Source organism: Thermostichus sp. OS-CIW-32, assembly GCF_054060415.1.
This window is the reverse complement of the sequence record NZ_JBSSDD010000002.1, coordinates 1-16,148: the sequence shown is the minus strand read 5'-3', so window position 1 is coordinate 16,148 and position 16,148 is coordinate 1. Positions and strand designations below refer to the sequence as shown.

The following is a 16,148-nucleotide window of genomic DNA, read 5'->3' as shown; positions in this document are numbered from 1 at the left end:
CCTTGGCGGGAAGCCTAGAAGACCCCCCTCCAACAGATGCTATCTCTGAGAAAGACGGGCCTGCCGGCAACGAATACACCCATAACCTGGAAGGGTTTCTCCCGCAGCACCACTAGATCGGCTCTTAGGCCTGGGCGAAGGGCTCCCCGATCCTGCAGACCAACCGCCTGGGCAGGGTTGTGAGTGACCAAAGCTATGGCTTGGGGCAGATCCAGCAGCTGCTTCTCCGCCAAGGCAAAGGCAGCCCTCAAGGCTGAAGCGGGGGAGTAGTCAGTGGCCAAGGCGCCTAGGGCTCCTACTTGTAGAGCCTCCGAAGCGGAGAGATTGCCGACATGGGAGGATCCCCTCAGGGCATTGGGAGCCCCCATGACCACCAGCAGGCCCAGTTTCCGCGCTTCCAAAGCTGCTGCTAGGGTAACCGGAAACTCGCTAATTTTCAGGCCCATCTTGGCCATTAACTGAACCTTGGCGGGGCAGTCGTCGTCGTGGGAAGCCAAAGGTACCCCCAAAGCTTGCGCTTGCTGAGCCAATTGGGCAAAGCTCTGCAAGGTCTCCTCCCCCGCCTTGGCCGCCAAACTAGCGGCAACCTCCTCGGAAGGCCGGGCCAGCTGGCGAGCCATGTAGCGGATGTAGTCCTCCGGCGTCCGGAATTGGCCTTGGCCGGGGGTGTGGTCCATGAAGGAAAGGAGATCCACCCAGCCTTGGCTGAGAGCTTGGCGAACAGCTGCTGCTCCCAAGGGGCGCGAGAGCTCATAGCGAGCGTGGATCCTCAAGTCCAGAGCCAGCTGGGAACGCAGCGCCACCAACTGCTCTGCCATAGCCAAGGCCGTTTCTGTGCTGCGCCAGCCAGGCAGGCCTTCCCAAAAGGACAGAGTTACAAAGGCAGTGGTAATCCCCGCCGCCAAAGCTCGGTTTTCCCAAATCCCCAAGGCCATGTCCACCGCCAGCTGTACCCCTGGGCGCGGCTCCAGCTCGGGCTCCAGGCTATCGGTATGGAGGTCGACTACGCCGGGCACCAGGGTAAGTCCTCGCAAAGGGATCCCTTCCCCCACTTGCCCCTGCCGAATCTCGGCAATCCGCTCCCCCTCCAGCCGCAGGGATCCCACCGGGAGGACACCATCGGGGAGAACTAGCTTAGGCCCTGCTAGCCACATTTGCCCTCACCTCCAGGGAATAGGTTTTGTCAACCAAACCCGACACATCGTCTAAGGAGTGAAAAACGCCAATGATAGCTGTTCCCTGCTGCTTCAAGGCTCGTAGGCGTTCTCGCAAGGCCAACTTGGCTGCAGTATCCAAGCTGGCGGTGGGCTCGTCCAGAAGCAGCAGCGGATAGGGGTGGATGAGAGAGCGAGCCAAGTTGACTTTCTGTTTCTCGCCCCCCGAGAAGCTGGTTGGAAAAGTCTCCAGCAACTCTGGCTTCAGACCCAGCTCCAGGAGCAGCTCTGCTGCTCGATGTCGCGCTTGGTTTTCCGCTACTCCCTGCCACAGCAAGGGCTCCGCAACCAGCTCCAAGGCCGTGGTGCGGGGCCTGGGATCCAGAAACTGGCTGACGTAGCCGATGCGCTCGCGGCGGATTGCTAACACCTCGCGATCCCCTAAGCGGGCCAGATCCACCGTTCCCAGAGGGGTCTGCAGGAGGGCTTGTCCTGCCGTAGGCCAATAGCTGCGGTAGAGGGTTCGCAGTAGAGAAGACTTGCCAGAGCCGTTGGGGCCCTCCAGCAGCAAAAACTCTCCGGCTTGCAGGGAAAAGCTCACCTGCTGGAAGGCCAGAACCTCTCGCCCCAGTCGGTGAAGAAAGAACCGCTTTTCTAAGTTAACGACCTGCAACACCTTGCCCTTCCTAAAGTCTTGCGGCAACCAGATCCTGGGTAAAGGGGTGGCGAGGATCCTCCAGCACTTGGTCGGCCAATCCCTCCTCCACTACCTCCCCCTGGTACAACACCACAATTCGATCCGCCACAGCCCTCACGACCGAGAGATCGTGGCTTACTAGGATGAGGCTCATCCCCAACTGCCGCTTGAGGCGGCGCAGAGTATCCAGAAAGGTGGCCTGCACCAGCAAATCCAAACCGGTGGTGGGCTCGTCCAAAAGAACAGCCAGAGGCTTTTGGACTAAAGCTTTGGCAATCTGTACCCGCTGGCGCTCTCCTCCCGAAAGAGAAGCTGGGGGATCCCCGGCTCGCTCTAAAGGAAAATCGGCTCGCTCCAAAGCCTCCTGCGCCTCCGCTTCCAGCACTCCAAACCGCCGTTCTCCTCTAAGGACAAGGGGCTCCGCAACATTAGTCAGGGCCGCAAAGCCCATGCGCAGGGCCTGGGCGGCATCCTGATAGACCATGGCCAGGTAGTGCCGCGCCGCAGGCTGCTCGTAGCGAGAGAGCAACAGCAGGTTACGTCCCTCCCAACCCGGCACCTTTAGCCGATACTCCCCCTGGGCTGTCTCCTGAAGGTAAAGGATCTTCAGAAGAGTAGTCTTGCCACTGCCGGAAGCTCCCACCACCCCCAGCACCTCTTGGGGATAGAGCTTGAGGCTGACGTTCTTAAGCGCCCAGCGATCCCCGTAGGCTTTGCAAACCTTGACCAGCTCCAGAAGGGGGGTCTCCTCAGCCATGCTCTTTCTCCACAAATAGAGGACCGCTCGTTTTCCCGGCCAGCAGCTTTTCCATATAGCCCTGGTCGGAGATTTCATAGGCCAAGCTGCCATCTTCTTGGGGAATGGCGTTGAGGAAGACGTGGCGGCAACCGCTGCGACGGCAGGATCCCAAAATGGGCTCCGGCTGGAAGGGCCGATCCACAAAGGCCAAGGGCTCCACCCGGGTGTAGGGAGGGACGGCATAGAGCCGCTTCTCCCGCCCGGCCCCAAAGAGGGTGATATGGGCTGCCAGATGCAGCTTGGGCAGATCCCAGCGGGGCAGAGGGCTGGGATCCATTCCATAGCGCCCATGGACCAGAACTGGGTAGGCCGCTCCCTTGCGGCTCTGGCCGTGGCGTAGGTGCTCCTCAAAAAGATCCACCCACAGCAGGCTATAGTCGCCCAGGGCATGTAGCTCCCGCGCCCTGGCGTCAGAGGGCTCCACATAGCGCAGAGGCTCAGGGATGGGAACTTGCAGGATTAGGATTTGACCTTCTTGGAGCCGCTCCTCGGGGATGCGGTGGCGGCTTTGGATGAGGGTGGCCTCCAGCGTGTCGGTGGTTGTTCGAGCGCCGCTGACCTGGGCAATGAAGCGGCGCAAGTTGGCGGCATTGACAGAGTCATCGGCCCCCTGGTCAATGACCTTCACCACGTCCTGCGGCCCCACCAGGCTGAGCGTAAGCTGCAATCCCCCTGTGCCCCAGCCGCGAGCCAGCGGCATTTCCCGGCTAGCAAAGGGAACTTGATGGCCCGGTATGGCCAGGGCCTTGAGAACCTTGCGCCGAATTTCTCGCTTGGCCTCCGGATCCAGGTAGGCATAGCTATGCTTGGGTTTCAAGGGAGGCCTCCTTTTGGAAGTGGCTCATCCAGTTGCTGAGAAAGGTTACGTAGTGGGGTAGCTTGTAGTGGAGGGCAAAGCCGGAGGCCTCCACGGGATCCGTATGCACCAGGACAAACTCCTCGCTGCGAGCCGGATGGCTGGGGCGATCCATTTCCAAATCCAGCATGGCGCCAGCGATGGCCCGCCCCTCGTTCCAACCCAGGCTAGCGGCAAAGCCCAAGCGGTATCCTTTTTCTCCGTGTCCCACCACCTCAGTAAAGACCAGGCGGATCCGCCCCAGGCGAAAGCTTCCCCCCCGCACAGGATGAAAGGCGCGTACCTCGAGATAGCCCACGCCCAACTCGGCAACCGTTGGGTGGGTGTGGACGTTGTAGGCGCGCATGGCGCTGTAGGCCAGAGCCAGAAGTCCCCCCGTATCTCCCCTGGCCAAAGCTTGCAGGCGGTGGGCCCGCGGCGCTGGAAACAGCAGTGGCTGCCGCGTCAAGTCGGGAATCTCTTCCCCTGGAGCAGGGCTACTGGCTTGCTGCTCTGCCGTGGGATCTTCTTCCAGCAGACCTTGCTCCCTCAGCCAGCTGCGCACAGAAGGATAGTGCTGGGCAGCAGCCACGGCCGCCGGCTCTAGCGGGGGGCTTTCAGAAAAGCCCAAAAGACGCAGGCTGTAGTCTAGGGTGGGCCCCAAGACCTGGCCGCCGGGAATGCTCTTGAAAGCCGAGGAAAGCCGACGCACCAGCAGGAGATCTTCCTTTTTCTGCAGCTGGGCTTTCCCTAGGCGGGGGAGAGTAGTCCGGTGTGCTCTCAGAAGCAGCAGGGCCTCGTAGAGGTCCCCCCCTGTCTGCACAAGGGCAGTGGCCGCCAGCTCCGGAGCCCACAGCCCCGCCTCTGCCATCACATGATCCAGGAGATAGGGCAGCCCAGCCAGCTGCTTTGTCCGGCCTCGCCTGCTTTTGGCTTCTGCCGCTGACAACAGCTCGCGAAAAAGGGCCTCGGCATTGAGAATGGCCTCTTGGCTGCCCCGCGCTACGACATAGCCCATCCACCCACCTCCACGCTTCGGGGTAAGCCTACCACTTGGGGGCCGTCAGTTAACAGGATGTCCACTCCCAGCGGGTAGGCCAGGATCTGGGAGCGCAGCTGCCAAAACAGAGAGGGCAAGCCTACAGCCAACTGGATCTCCCCAGCTATGCCGGGCCCTCTGAGCAACACAGGGGATCCCCGGCCCAAGGGGGCCCCCAGGATAAGGGTCGCTCCCGCTTCAGGCTCAAGGTGGGTGCCTCTTTTGAGAGCCAAAAGGCTGTCTGGGCCAGCGGGCAAACTCTCCAGCTGCTCGGCAAAGACAAAGTCAGCAGCCTCCAAAGCCACAGGCCAGGGATCCTGCCCACGCAAATCCGACAGCAGCCAGCTTGGCGCCCAAACCCCTACATTGCCATCCACCAGCGTCAGCCCAATGAGGCGAAAGGCTTGGCGAAGGGAGCGAGCGGGAAAGCTCTCCAGACGGCCAGGGTAGCTCAACGCCCTAACCAACGCCCGGAAGACCTGCTGGCTTTGCTTTTCTGCCAGTCCCGGTGTGGGGCCGTAGGCTTTGGACATCCCCAGGCTCACAGAGTCTCCACCTCCAGGCGAGTTGCAGCTACCTTGCGCCAGAGGCGCTCGTCTTCTTCTTGAAGATCCTTCTGAGCCGCTAGCGCCAAAGCCTGGATCTTCTCCACAGCAATTCCCGCCTGCAGAGCGGCGTCTAGGTAGGCCAGGGCGCGCGCCAGACGCGGCTTTTCCCCCAGCACCATCCCGTATCCTTCTACTCCCTTTTTTGGAAAGCGCAGCCAGACCTCGTAGACCAGCACTTCTCCCACGTAGAAGGGCGTCCCCGTGCGGGAGTCCTCAAAGGGGAGCGCCAGCAGCCCTGCCCCTTCCCTGAGCTTTTGGCTGGATCCCAGAGCAGGCCTGACCTCCCGCGCCAAAGCCAGCACCTCCTTCTCGGGGGCCTCCTGCAACAGCTCTAGCATCTCTAGGGGCTGCATCCCAGCCTCCTAAATCAGGGTCTGGCGGATCCGCGCCGAAACTTTGTCAATTGTAAATACAGCTAGCAGAATCAGCAGAACGACCGTGGCCGCATCTTGAAAGCGAAAGGCTCGTATGGTCTGCATCAAATCAAACCCAATGCCCCCTGCCCCCACCAAGCCCAAGACCGTTGCCGAGCGCACGTTAACCTCAAAAAGGTAGAGAGTACTGGAGTAAAAGGCAGGAGCCACTTGTGGCCAGAAGCCATAGGCGATAACCAGGAGAGGGTGGGAACCTGTAGCCTCTACCGCCTCCACCTGCTTCATATCTACTGTCTCGATGGCCTCCGAGAGGAGCTTGCCTGCCACACCCGCCGTGTGCAGGGTCAAAGCTAGGATCCCTGGCAAGGGTCCTAGGCCAATTGCGGCCACAAAAACCAATGCCAAGACCAGTTCATTGAGCCCCCTGAGGACATCCATGAGCCCGCGCACAAGCAGGTAAACCGCAGGGGAACGCATGACATTTCTGGATCCCAGGAAGGCCAAGGGAACCGTGAGAAAAGTGGCCAGGAAGGTGCCCCAGAGGGCCATCATCAGGGTTTGCAACAGGGAGTAAAGGAAGTTGGGCAAGAAGTAAAAGCTGGGAGGAAAGAAGCGAGCCAAGAAGGCCGCACTCCTCCCCAAGCCAGCTAACAACTTTCCTGGCGAGATCCCGGCAGGCTCCGCCGTCAGCAAGAGAGCGAGAAAAACCCCCCCATACAGCACAACCGTGATCAGCTCCCTGCGCTTAAGCTCTGCTGGCAGGGGGGGAAGTCTCCTAGAGTTGGCACTCAGGTTTCTTAAGAGCATCGTTGACCTTGCGGAAGGGATCGTAATCTGCGTCGCTAGCCGGCTCAAAGCCCTTCAGTCCACGAGCCTCCAGCCATTTCTGACCCTCCGGCGTGTTTTCGTACTCCAGATAGGCCGTGCGCAAGGCCTCCTTGAGATCCTCTGGCAGATCTTTACGGTAGGCCCAGGGAGAGGAAGGAATGGGATCCGATCTCCAGATGACCTCAAAGTCCTCTATGCCTTTGATCTGCCCCTTGTTGGTGGCAATGCTGATCCCGGTATCCCAGGTTACACCAACGGGAATGGTTCCCTGAGCTATCCCCAAGATGACCGACTCGTGGGTGCCAGCAAAAGCCACCCGCTTGAAATACTCCTTGGGCTTGATTTTGGCCTCAAGACAGAAGTAGGCCATGGGCACCTTGAAGCCAGAGGTGCTCTCTGGGTCGACGAAAGCAAAATCTTTGCCCTTGGCGTCTTCTAGAGTTTTGATGCCACTGCCTTTCTTGGAAAGTATCAAGGAGTGATAAACGGTACCCGAGCGCAGCGAGTCCTCTTTCACGAACGCTTCAATGGGAGCGTTGGCCTTTTCAATGGCATCTACGTAGGAGCCAGGGCCGTAGAAAGCTACGTGAGTTTGGCCTTGTGCCTGGGAGACCATCACCGCCGTGTAGTCACCGGCCACAAACAGGCGGACGGGGATCCCCAGTTTTTGTTTGAGATAATCCAAAAAGGGAGCATAGCGAGCTTCGTAATCGGCAGCACTCTCCACCGGTACTTCAGCAATCACCAGCTCCTTGGGCCAGTTTTGCTTCTGAGCCAGCCCTGGAACCCAGCTGGAAATTCCCATGAGGAAGGCAGCAAGGAACAGAATTTTTCTTCTCCGCATAAGGTTTTCTCCTTTGCAGTTAACTTGCGGTTGAAGGTGGATCTTGTTAGACCATCAAGGTTGAGGAAAACCATTCGCTTGCCTCGTGGGTTTCCTTCTCCCCAAAGTAGAGCTCCTTTTCCTTTTCAGAGGTAAAATCGGAAAGCGGCCCATTGAAGAAAACCCGGCCCTCCTTGAAAGCAACGACTCGATCGGCGTAATGGCGCACCATTTCTAGGTGGTGCAGGGTAACCAGCAACGGAATCCCCTGGCGGCGCACCGCTCCCAGCAGCAGCTCCATAATTACCTTTGCATTTTTAGGATCCAAAGCCGAAATGGGCTCGTCGGCCAGAATCAGGGCTGGCTCCTGGATCAAGGCGCGAGCAATACCCACTCGCTGCTGCTGCCCCCCTGAGAGAGCGTCGGCCCTTTGCCAGGCATGCTCTAGCAACCCTACCTCTTCCAGCAGCTTTTCCGCCTTGGCCAAATCCTGAACAGAAAAGTGCTTGAAAAGACCCCGAATGGGACTCATGTGAGGCAGACGCCCAACAAGAACGTTTTCCAGAACCGTCAGGCGCCCGATGAGTTGAAAGGTCTGGTAGACCATGGCCGTGCGCCTGCGCAGCTGTTGCAGGGCATCCCTTTGGCCTTCATGGAGAGGAAGAGAATCAACCCAAACTTTTCCGCCGCTGGGCTTGACCATCCCTTTCAAAAGCCTAAGAAAGGTCGACTTTCCTGCTCCCGAAGGTCCGATCAAGGCCACAACCTGCGCTCCATCGCCAAATAGGTCAAGGTAAACCTCCCTTAGGGCAACCTTGTTTTTGAAGGCAACCCAAAGGTTCTCGACTTGGATGCGCATAAGCTACCTCACGGCGGGAAAACCGGTAACAAACTTAGCAGATTGGCCTGATACTGAAGTTAAAACCAAGTTAAGCTTTGCTGGCCTGGGCAGCAGGACTTCTCAATGGCTTCTCGAAACTGGCTTTGGCCTGGAGGGCGCTCTTGGAGGTACCCCTGGGAGAGCTTGCTCTGCTATCCTGCTAATAATCTCGATTGGTTTTCTGCCAAACCCTTATGGCTGCTGCTGTGATCTCGGGCCTCTCTTGGCAGTCCCCCAGAGCCCTTTCACCGGAGGAGATGGCTTGGTTAGGCAGCCTCAGCTACAATGAACAGGGCCTGATCCCGGCCATTGTGCAGGACTACCTGGACGGAACAGTGCTGATGATGGCCTGGATGAACCGGGAGTCCCTGCAAAAAACTTTGGAAACAGGCCGCACCTGGTTCTGGAGCCGCTCGCGGCAGGCGCTGTGGCCCAAGGGGGAAACTTCTGGCCACGTTCAGTGGGTCAAACAAATCCGCTACGACTGCGACGGCGACGCCCTGGTCATCCTGGTGGAGCAGGTGGGGGATGCAGCGTGCCACACGGGGGCGCGGAGCTGTTTCTTTCGCCCTTTGCAAGGGGATCCCATTCCGGCAGCCGATACCCTGTCGCAGGTGTTTGCCGTCGTCAAAGCCCGCCAGGCGGATCCCCGTCCCGATTCCTACACCAGCAGCTTGCTAGCCAAGGGGGAAAATGCCATTTTGAAGAAACTTGGCGAGGAGACGGCTGAGGTGGTGATGGCGGCCAAGGATCAAGACCGCGTGGCTTTGGCCCGTGAGATGGCCGACCTCTGGTACCACTGCCTCGTGGCCCTTGCTCACTATCAGGTAGATGTTAGGGATGTCTATCGCCAGCTCCAAGCCCGCCGTTCCGCCAAGTGAAAGGGCCATGTCCCCCGAAGGCGGTGCTCCCGCAGATCCCTCTCCGTCCTCTTGGGATCCCTCCCTGGACAAAGCCCACCTGGATTTGCGAGCCACGCGGTGTGGACAAGTGGATCTGGAGACGGATCGGGAGACCTTGGCCCGTTACCTAAGAGGCCACGCCCAGTGGATCCAGCGGTGCTTTAGGCCGTTGCAGGTGGAAGCTTTGTCCGCCGAGACCTACCGGCTGCAGTTTTTTCGCATGGGCGGCCTAGGGTTTGAGCTGGAGCCCAGTTTTGGGGTCAAGATCTGGCCGGATAAAGATTACCGGTTTTGTCTGACCTCGATTGAGTTGCCCGGCGATGAAGGAATGCCTTACCGGGTCAGCTGCCAAGCCGATTTCCAGCTGGAGGAGCTACAGGGATCCCTGAAAGACCTGCCCACCACCCGTGTTCACTGGGCTCTTCATCTGGAGATTGGGCTGGCTTTGCCCAGGTTTTTGCAGGTTTTGCCCCGCAAGTTGGTTTGTCGAGTGGCCCGTCAAGTGGTGCAGCAGGTAACCCGGGGTATGAGTGACCGCCTCACCCACAATGTGTGCAGCGATTTCTATCGCTCTATTGGGTGTCCCGATCACCCCTATCGCTTAATTGCAGTGGAAGACAAAGCGTGATATCTTAGGTGCCAAGTAATAAGTTGCCGGTCAGCTTTCGAGTAGTGCTCCGGCAACCGGCGATGGAGTTCGCCGCAACCGCCTCACTTGGAATTTTTCTATAGAGGAAGAGGGTTCTAACCTCAAAAGCTGAGGCTGATGACTCCTACACTTCTGGGCAAGTCCAGGGGGTAGGGGTCTTTGGCTTTGTTTGAGGCCCTACCCTGCGGACGCGATGGTGCTCCCACTCCTGACGCGGATGGCTTTTTCTCCCTGGGCTGCCCTTCAACACCCTGACGACAAGGAGATGAGGATCTGGTGATGCTGGGCAGTTGGCTGTGGATCTTGGTGATGGGCTTTTTTGTCGGCCAAATCGTGGGTCGGCTGGGGATGCCCCCCCTGCTGGGGATGATCCTCGTGGGGATCTTGCTGGGAGATGTCCTATCCCCGGAGGTGCTGGCAGCGGCGGGGGATCTGCGGGTGGTGGCGGTGATGATCATTTTGATGAAGGCGGGCCTGGGGCTGGATCGGGAGAAGCTGGCCCAGCAGGGATCCGTGGCGTTGCGGCTGGGGTTTTTGCCGGCAGCCTGCGAGGCGGTGGCGGTGGCCCTGTTGAGCACCTGGATCCTGGGGTTGGACTGGCCTACCGGTTTGCTGCTGGGCTGCGTGATTGGGGCGGAGTCGCCAGCCGTGATCGTGCCGGAGATGTTGCGCCTCAAAAGCCTGGGCTGGGGGGTGGCCAAGGGGATCCCGGATGCTATTTTGACCGGCAGCGCCCTTTCCGATGTGCTGCTGCTCTTAGGGTTTAGCCTGTTGCTCAGCTTTTTGGGCCAGGGCTCTGCAGAGAGCGTTCGCCTGCTGGGGCTGGAGCTATCGCCGCTGCAGTGGCTGCCGTTCCAAGTGGGGATGGAGATCCTGCTGGGCATAGCCATAGGCTACCTGGGGGCGCGGGTTCTGGTGTCGCTGCTAACCCAACAAAACTGGACTCGCAACAGCGTGCAGGAAGTGCTGCTGGCTGCCTGCATGGCCTTGGGCTTGGTGCTGGCGCCGCAGGTGTGGCCCTATTTTTCCGGCTATCTGGCGGTGATGGCCATGGGGTTTTTTCTGATTGAGCTGGATGCCCCTTTGGCGCGGCGGCTGCGGGGTGGGTTCGATGCCCTCTGGACGGTGGCGGAGATCGTGTTGTTTGTGCTACTGGGAGCGTCGCTGGATCTGGGGGTGCTGGGATCCGTGTTCTGGCCGGGCTTGCTGCTCTTAACCCTGAGCCTGCTGCTGGGGCGGGGCCTGGGTTGGTGGCTTTCCACTCTGGGAAGCAATTGGAACGGGCGGGAGCGGCTGTTTTTGCTACCGGGCAACATGGCCAAGGCGACGGTGCAGGCGGCCATTGGTGGGATCCCTTTGGCCCAAGGGATCCCCGGTGGGGAGATCATTTTGGCTTTGGCGGCTTTGTCGATTTTGGTCACGGCCCCCCTGGGTGCTTGGCTGACCCAGGTGTGTGCTCCCCGGCTTTTGGAAAAAGGAGAGGTGGATCCCACCAAGGTAGGCAGCCAGGGCAAGGTGAGCTTTTTGGCAGCGGTGGACACCTCCCCTTTGGCCGAAGCCGTGCTGCGCAAGGTGGCCGATTTGGCGCGGCGGGTGGATGGGGAAGTGATTGTGTTGCATGTTACCGATAAGCCGCAGGGGAAAGGGGTAGAACTGTTGCGGCAACTCACCCAGCGTCTTTTGGCGGATATTCGCCACCAGTTTTGCTTGGCCTCGGGGCCCTTGGCAGAGACCATCGTAACCCTAGCTCAGGAGCGGCAGGTAACCGACATCGTCATGGGCAAGCGGGGCCACCGCGGCTGGGAGCAGGTTTTGGTGGGATCCACTTCCCAAGCGGTGTTGGAAACCAGCCCGATTCCGGTAATTTTGGTAGAGGAAGAGGACTTCAAGAGAAGCAGGATCCCTATCTCTGAGGGCAGAAAAAGCTAAGGATCCCACCTTTTCCGTAGGAAGTTCTGGGAACACAGTTCAAGGAGAATAGATGCGCTTGCAATCGGTGTGGGCTTACCTAAACCATGGCTTGGTCTCTCCCAGTTTGAGAGTTCCGTTTGCGGTTGCGTTGGGGGCTATTGGCGGATCCCTGAGTCGCTACTATCTATCCCTCTGGTTTGCGGAGCGATTTGGCCCTAGCTTTCCCTACGGAACCCTGTTCATCAACTTATCGGGTTGTGTGGTCATGGGTTGGTTCATGACCGTGGCTATGGAACGCCCTGAGATCTCACCGGAAATTCGCCTGCTGTTCGGGGTGGGATTCCTGGGTTCCTACACCACCTTTTCTACCTATGAACTGGATACCTTTAGCCTCTGGCAGCAACATCGCTTTGCTACTGGGCTTGTCTATTGGCTCGGTTCTTGCCTATTTGGAGCCTTGGCTATGGAGCTTGGGATTCTGTTGGCACGATTGTGGCGATAACGTTTAACGTAACCCCTATCAATCAGCAATCTATCCATCCAAAAGCCAGGTGCAGCAACTGGTCATTTTGGGCAATAACTTTTTTCTTAAAAGCACCGGGATCCCCACTAGTCAACCCCCTGGAATTTCTTATCTTAAGGAGCACTCTTCACCAAAGCAATATACAGTTTTTCCAGCGTTACTCACTACAGCCAATGCCAGCCAATCTCTTGCCTGACAAGGATCCCACTTCACTGTAGACCTTATGTGAAGCGGAAAAATCTGTAACCATGACAATCGCAACAGCCCAAAAACAAAAGGGATACAAGTATGCTAGATGATGAACCAGAAGTTTATAAATTGGATATTTACATCGGCGAGTCAGACCGTTGGCAAGGGAAGCCTCTCTACCTGGCTCTGCTGGAGCTAGGTCGTCAGCGTGGGCTAGCTGGTGGTACTGTGGTGCGAGCTATTGCTGGCTTTGGTCGAAACAGTCATATTCGCAGCAGTAACCTTCTAGAGCTTTCCACAGATCTGCCCATTTTGGTAACTTTCATCGACACGCCGGAAAAAATCAAAGCCTTTCTACCGGAAGTAAAAACTCTGATGCATGACGGTCTAGTTACTTGCCATAGGGTACAAGTATTCCATCATGTTCCTCATCAACAACAATAGTCCAGATCTGAAAATAGATTCCCCATTGCCAAGGAGCTGGTTATGCCCGATTCCCCTTCTGCCCTGCGCTTTATTGTTTTGCTGGGGATCGTCAGCCTCTGCGCCGATGCCACCTACGAAGGGGCACGCAGCATTTCTGGAGCTTTTTTGGGATCCCTAGGGGCCAGCGGCACGGTGGTGGGCCTGGTGGCCGGCGGGGGGGAGCTATTGGCCTATGGCTTGCGGTTGGGGGTGGGCTATTGGAGCGACCAGCTGGGCAGGGATCCCTTGCACCGCAGTCGGGGGCACTGGCAGCTCACCACCTTGGGCTATGTCATCAACACGGCGGTGATCCCGGCTTTGGCCTGGGTGGGCAGTTGGCCTTGGGCCGCCGTGCTGCTCTTGGCCGAGCGGACCGGCAAAGGGATCCGCACCCCGCCGCGGGACGTGTTGCTTTCTCATGCAGCCCTGCAGGTGGGACGGGGCTTGGGGTTTGGCCTGCACGAGACCCTAGATCAGATTGGGGCGGTGGGGGGGCCGCTGTTGGTGGCGGCAGTTCTGAAAGTCGGCTATGGCTTCCGGGGTGGGTTTTTGGCCTTGGGGATCCCGGCGGCAGTAGGACTGGGGGTTTTGGGGCTGGCGCAATGGCTCTATCCCAGCCCACGAGACTTCGAGCCGGAGCCGGAGATGACCTCGGCAAAAGGCTTGCCCAGAGTTTTCTGGCTGTATTTGCTGGCGGCAGCCTGTGTGGCCATGGGGTTTGCCGATTTTCCCCTCATTGCTTTCCATTTGCAAAGACAGTCGGGAAGCGATGGAGCAGGGATCCCTTTGCTCTATGCCCTGGCTATGGGGGTGGATGCCCTGGCCGCCCTGGGATGTGGCTGGCTGTTCGACCGCGTGGGGCTGTGGAGCTTGCTGGGAGCGGTGGCGGTATCGGCTGGATTTGCGCCGCTGGCCTTTTCCGGTACCTATGCTCTGACGGTGCTGGGCATGGTGCTCTGGGGGATTGGTTTGGGGGCCCAAGAATCCATCATGAAGGCGGCGGTGGCCGGTATGGTAGCTCCCGAGACGAGGGGCTTTGCCTTTGGCCTGTTTACCAGTGTCTATGGATTGGCTTGGTTTGTGGGCAGCGCCCTGATGGGGGTGCTTTACGATTTCTCCCTGACTGGCTTAGTGCTCTTTTCGGTAGTCACTCAAGGGCTGGGGGCGGCTATCCTGCTGGCTCTAGTGTCCAGGAGGCAGGCCGAGGTGGGCTGATGAAAAGCCCCTGCACCAGATTACGGTGCAGCTCTTCGGGGGTTTCGTTTGTGCTAGTGGTGAGGAGCACCATCCCCTCAGGTTTTGGGCCACCTCCAGGAGCTTTTGTCAGAACCCGATTTTCAGAACTGATCCTTCATACCGCGCAGGCGAGCGAAGACCCGCACCGGATCCTGGAGCCCGGTGGCAGCTTGCAGAGCCGGCTGATCCCAGCGCAAGAAGGGGTTGGTGCGTCGCTCCTCGCCAATGGTGCTGGGGACAGTCGGGGATCCCGTCTGGCGCAGGGCAGCCACCTGCTGATAACGCGCCTGCAGGTCGGGGTTGTCTCCATCCACTGTCAGGGCAAACCTGAGATTGTTCAAGGTGTATTCGTGGGCACACCACACCCGTGTGGCTTCCGGCAACTGCCGCAGTTGATCCAGGGATCCCACCATCTGCTCCGGCGTGCCTTCAAACAGCCGCCCGCATCCCCCGGCAAACAGGGTATCGCCACAGAAGAGATCCCCACTCTCGGAAAAGTAGTAGGCAATATGGCCGCGGGTATGGCCGGGCACAAACAGCACCTTTGCTAGCCGACCCGCAAACTCCACTGTTTCCCCTGCCTTGAGCTCCACCGTCTGGCCAGGGATCCGCCCCCGATCCACCTGGCTGCCATAGACTCTGGCACGGGGATAGCGCTCCAAAAGCTGTCGGTTGCCCCCCACGTGGTCGTGGTGGTGGTGGGTGTTGAAAATGGCCACCAACTCCGCCCCCAGCTCGGCCAGCTTTTCCAACACGGGCTCAGCCACTGCCGGATCCACCACGGCTGCTGTTGCAGTGTCGGGATTGTGGAGCAGGTAGATGTAGTTATCGCGCAGGGCAGGCAACTGGAGAACGCGCATGGCTCGGCTAACTCTCAAAAATGGCCTGTTCTACGTCTTGCCGGCTAAGGGAATAGGGAAAAGATAAAGTTTTCGTGTTGCCGTCTGGGTAGGTGTATCGCACCCAAATGCTGGTTTCTTCCAGGCGCAAAATGGCTTTCCAGCCAGGCCGTTCGCAAAACCACTGCTCCACATCCTGCGGATCGCGGGTGCAGCCCTGATCCTCCAGCCAGCGTTCGATGGTGTGGAGCGGGTGATTGTACAGGGGCGTGGTTGCAGGAGGCAAAGGCATGGCGAGATTCAAGAAAAGCAATCAAACCCTAGAGTCAACGGGCTATGTTCATTCAAGCACTCCTGATCCAGAATCCGAAAACTCGATCCCAATGTCCTACCGAAGAGGGCAGGAAATGCTCGCAGAATCAGCTTGCCCCACTCTCTCGCAGCCAAGCGAGGACACCTGCCAACACCAAACACACAACCAGGGTGGATCCCATCAGCAACAGGGCACAAAGCTCACCAGGTGAAAGTGGGCGGGTTTCCATGCGCAGCTCTAGAGAATCGGCACCAAGGGATCCCGGCATGCCCAGAGATCCCGTGTTGGCGGTCACCGCCCGTAAGCTGGCATCGTAGATGGCCCGTTTCGCCGGGTTGCTAAGGACAAGGTAGGCCTCCTGCAACTCTTGGAAGCAGCGAATGGCCACTTCCGGAGCCAGGGGAGAAGTATCGGGATGGTAGCGCTTGCTCAATTGCCGGTAGGCCCGCCGGATGGCCTCAGGAGATGCCCCTGGAGACAGACCCAGCCGTTGGTAGTAGGTGAGGGAAGTCAAGGAGCGCATGCAACCTATGGAGGAGCAAGACTACAGGGGCAGCAAAACCGCTTTCAGGGGAGCACAGCTCTAGTCCAGTGTAATCACTCGCGCAGACACCGGGATCCCTGCAGCAAGCCTCTATTCTTCCTCATCCTCTTCAGACTTAGCTTTGGGATAGTAGAAACCGGTGTTGCGACCGCTGAGAATGGCGCGCCCAATAGTCATGGCTCGCTGGGCCTGGAGCTTAGCTTTGCCCAGCCAGACGGCGTAGCGCCTGCGACTGCGGGCTTTAGAAGTTTTCTTCTTAGGAACAGGCATGGCTTCGCACAAAAACACAGCCTTACTAGGCTAGCATTGAGGCTGCGCTGCCGATCCCAGCTTTATTCAGGCAAGTAGCCTATCAGTGGTTGACCAAAAGGCGCGGCAAGCCCCGTCCTTCAGGGCAGGGAAGGATAGCGCCGACCGTAGCCGACGCCCTTTAAAAACGCAGTGCCGGCCATGTGAATATCGTTGTCATCACGCATAGGCCAAGAATACGATTGAGCGGTGCAACGACTTCAAGCCTTCAAGTACGAATTGCTGCCCAAC

The 16,148-nt window shown here is 58.7% G+C and carries 20 protein-coding genes and 1 riboswitch; of the genes, 6 read left to right on the top strand and 14 right to left on the bottom strand.

Features of this window, described 5'->3' with window-relative positions; all coding sequences use genetic code 11:
• Nucleotides 1–14: 14 nt before the first annotated feature.
• From ACVWY8_RS02605 to ACVWY8_RS02560, 10 genes are read right to left on the bottom strand one after another with little or no spacing between them, the layout of a single operon-like run.
• Nucleotides 15–1,154, bottom strand: a complete 1,140-nt coding sequence (locus ACVWY8_RS02605) for an alpha-D-ribose 1-methylphosphonate 5-triphosphate diphosphatase (RefSeq protein WP_457393278.1) — start codon at nt 1,152–1,154, stop codon at nt 15–17.
• Complete coding sequence (locus ACVWY8_RS02600; RefSeq protein WP_011431839.1) at nt 1,135–1,830, bottom strand: ATP-binding cassette domain-containing protein; 696 nt, start codon at nt 1,828–1,830, stop codon at nt 1,135–1,137. The genes ACVWY8_RS02605 and ACVWY8_RS02600 overlap by 20 nt, the downstream gene beginning before the upstream one ends.
• A gap of 10 nt (nt 1,831–1,840) precedes the next feature.
• On the bottom strand, nt 1,841–2,608 hold the full coding sequence (locus ACVWY8_RS02595) for an ATP-binding cassette domain-containing protein (RefSeq protein WP_457393280.1): 768 nt from the start codon (nt 2,606–2,608) through the stop codon (nt 1,841–1,843).
• Nucleotides 2,601–3,467 (bottom strand): alpha-D-ribose 1-methylphosphonate 5-phosphate C-P-lyase PhnJ, encoded by an 867-nt coding sequence (locus tag ACVWY8_RS02590; protein ID WP_414401843.1) that lies wholly within the window; start codon nt 3,465–3,467, stop codon nt 2,601–2,603. The genes ACVWY8_RS02595 and ACVWY8_RS02590 overlap by 8 nt, the downstream gene beginning before the upstream one ends.
• Nucleotides 3,451–4,503, bottom strand: coding sequence for a carbon-phosphorus lyase complex subunit PhnI (locus ACVWY8_RS02585; protein ID WP_011431836.1), 1,053 nt, complete (start codon nt 4,501–4,503; stop codon nt 3,451–3,453). Before ACVWY8_RS02585 ends, ACVWY8_RS02590 begins: the two co-directional genes overlap by 17 nt.
• A complete protein-coding gene (gene phnH / locus ACVWY8_RS02580) occupies nt 4,488–5,057 on the bottom strand; it encodes a phosphonate C-P lyase system protein PhnH (protein ID WP_457393282.1) in 570 nt (189 codons plus the stop codon). Before phnH ends, ACVWY8_RS02585 begins: the two co-directional genes overlap by 16 nt.
• Nucleotides 5,058–5,065: 8 nt before the next feature.
• Nucleotides 5,066–5,485, bottom strand: coding sequence for a phosphonate C-P lyase system protein PhnG (gene phnG / locus ACVWY8_RS02575; RefSeq protein ID WP_011431834.1), 420 nt, complete (start codon nt 5,483–5,485; stop codon nt 5,066–5,068).
• A 9-nt stretch (nt 5,486–5,494) separates the two neighbouring features.
• A complete protein-coding gene (gene phnE / locus ACVWY8_RS02570; RefSeq protein WP_011431833.1) occupies nt 5,495–6,313 on the bottom strand; it encodes a phosphonate ABC transporter, permease protein PhnE in 819 nt (272 codons plus the stop codon).
• The gene (gene phnD, locus ACVWY8_RS02565; protein WP_457393284.1) at nt 6,282–7,178 is read right to left on the bottom strand and encodes a phosphonate ABC transporter substrate-binding protein; all 897 of its coding nucleotides are present in this window, start codon (nt 7,176–7,178) and stop codon (nt 6,282–6,284) included. The genes phnE and phnD overlap by 32 nt, the downstream gene beginning before the upstream one ends.
• A gap of 46 nt (nt 7,179–7,224) precedes the next feature.
• Entirely contained in the window at nt 7,225–8,016 is a 792-nt protein-coding gene (locus ACVWY8_RS02560; RefSeq protein WP_457393286.1) for a phosphonate ABC transporter ATP-binding protein, read from the bottom strand.
• A 278-nt stretch (nt 8,017–8,294) separates the two neighbouring features.
• On the opposite strand from ACVWY8_RS02560, the gene hisIE reads away from it, so the two are divergent.
• The 6 genes from hisIE to ACVWY8_RS02530 all read left to right on the top strand — a co-directional run bounded on the left by hisIE (nt 8,295) and on the right by ACVWY8_RS02530 (nt 13,891).
• Nucleotides 8,295–8,918, top strand: coding sequence for a bifunctional phosphoribosyl-AMP cyclohydrolase/phosphoribosyl-ATP diphosphatase HisIE (hisIE, locus tag ACVWY8_RS02555; RefSeq protein WP_457393288.1), 624 nt, complete (start codon nt 8,295–8,297; stop codon nt 8,916–8,918).
• 7 nt (nt 8,919–8,925) lie between these two features.
• Nucleotides 8,926–9,567 carry a DUF1997 domain-containing protein gene (locus tag ACVWY8_RS02550; RefSeq protein ID WP_457393290.1) on the top strand — a complete coding sequence of 214 codons (642 nt, stop codon included), beginning with the start codon at nt 8,926–8,928 and terminating at the stop codon, nt 9,565–9,567.
• A 49-nt stretch (nt 9,568–9,616) separates the two neighbouring features.
• Nucleotides 9,617–9,722, top strand: a riboswitch (Fluoride riboswitch).
• Nucleotides 9,723–9,867: 145 nt separating this feature from the next.
• Nucleotides 9,868–11,517, top strand: coding sequence for a cation:proton antiporter domain-containing protein (locus tag ACVWY8_RS02545; RefSeq protein ID WP_457393292.1), 1,650 nt, complete (start codon nt 9,868–9,870; stop codon nt 11,515–11,517).
• Between the two features lie 52 nt (nt 11,518–11,569).
• Nucleotides 11,570–12,001 carry a fluoride efflux transporter CrcB gene (gene crcB / locus ACVWY8_RS02540; RefSeq protein WP_414351171.1) on the top strand — a complete coding sequence of 144 codons (432 nt, stop codon included), beginning with the start codon at nt 11,570–11,572 and terminating at the stop codon, nt 11,999–12,001.
• A gap of 309 nt (nt 12,002–12,310) precedes the next feature.
• Entirely contained in the window at nt 12,311–12,655 is a 345-nt protein-coding gene (locus ACVWY8_RS02535; RefSeq protein WP_011431825.1) for a DUF190 domain-containing protein, read from the top strand.
• A 42-nt stretch (nt 12,656–12,697) separates the two neighbouring features.
• A complete protein-coding gene (locus ACVWY8_RS02530) occupies nt 12,698–13,891 on the top strand; it encodes an MFS transporter (protein ID WP_457393294.1) in 1,194 nt (397 codons plus the stop codon).
• Between the two features lie 122 nt (nt 13,892–14,013).
• On the opposite strand, the gene gloB is transcribed toward ACVWY8_RS02530, so the two are convergent.
• The 4 genes from gloB to ACVWY8_RS02510 form a co-directional block, all read right to left on the bottom strand.
• The gene (gloB, locus tag ACVWY8_RS02525; protein ID WP_011431823.1) at nt 14,014–14,772 is read right to left on the bottom strand and encodes a hydroxyacylglutathione hydrolase; all 759 of its coding nucleotides are present in this window, start codon (nt 14,770–14,772) and stop codon (nt 14,014–14,016) included.
• A 7-nt stretch (nt 14,773–14,779) separates the two neighbouring features.
• Nucleotides 14,780–15,043: a DUF3143 domain-containing protein gene (locus ACVWY8_RS02520; protein ID WP_011431822.1), complete on the bottom strand. Its 264-nt coding sequence runs from the start codon at nt 15,041–15,043 to the stop codon at nt 14,780–14,782.
• 127 nt (nt 15,044–15,170) lie between these two features.
• The gene (locus ACVWY8_RS02515) at nt 15,171–15,587 is read right to left on the bottom strand and encodes a J domain-containing protein (protein WP_457393296.1); all 417 of its coding nucleotides are present in this window, start codon (nt 15,585–15,587) and stop codon (nt 15,171–15,173) included.
• 111 nt (nt 15,588–15,698) lie between these two features.
• Nucleotides 15,699–15,878 (bottom strand): 50S ribosomal protein L32, encoded by a 180-nt coding sequence (locus ACVWY8_RS02510; RefSeq protein WP_011431820.1) that lies wholly within the window; start codon nt 15,876–15,878, stop codon nt 15,699–15,701.
• Nucleotides 15,879–16,148 lie beyond the last annotated feature (270 nt).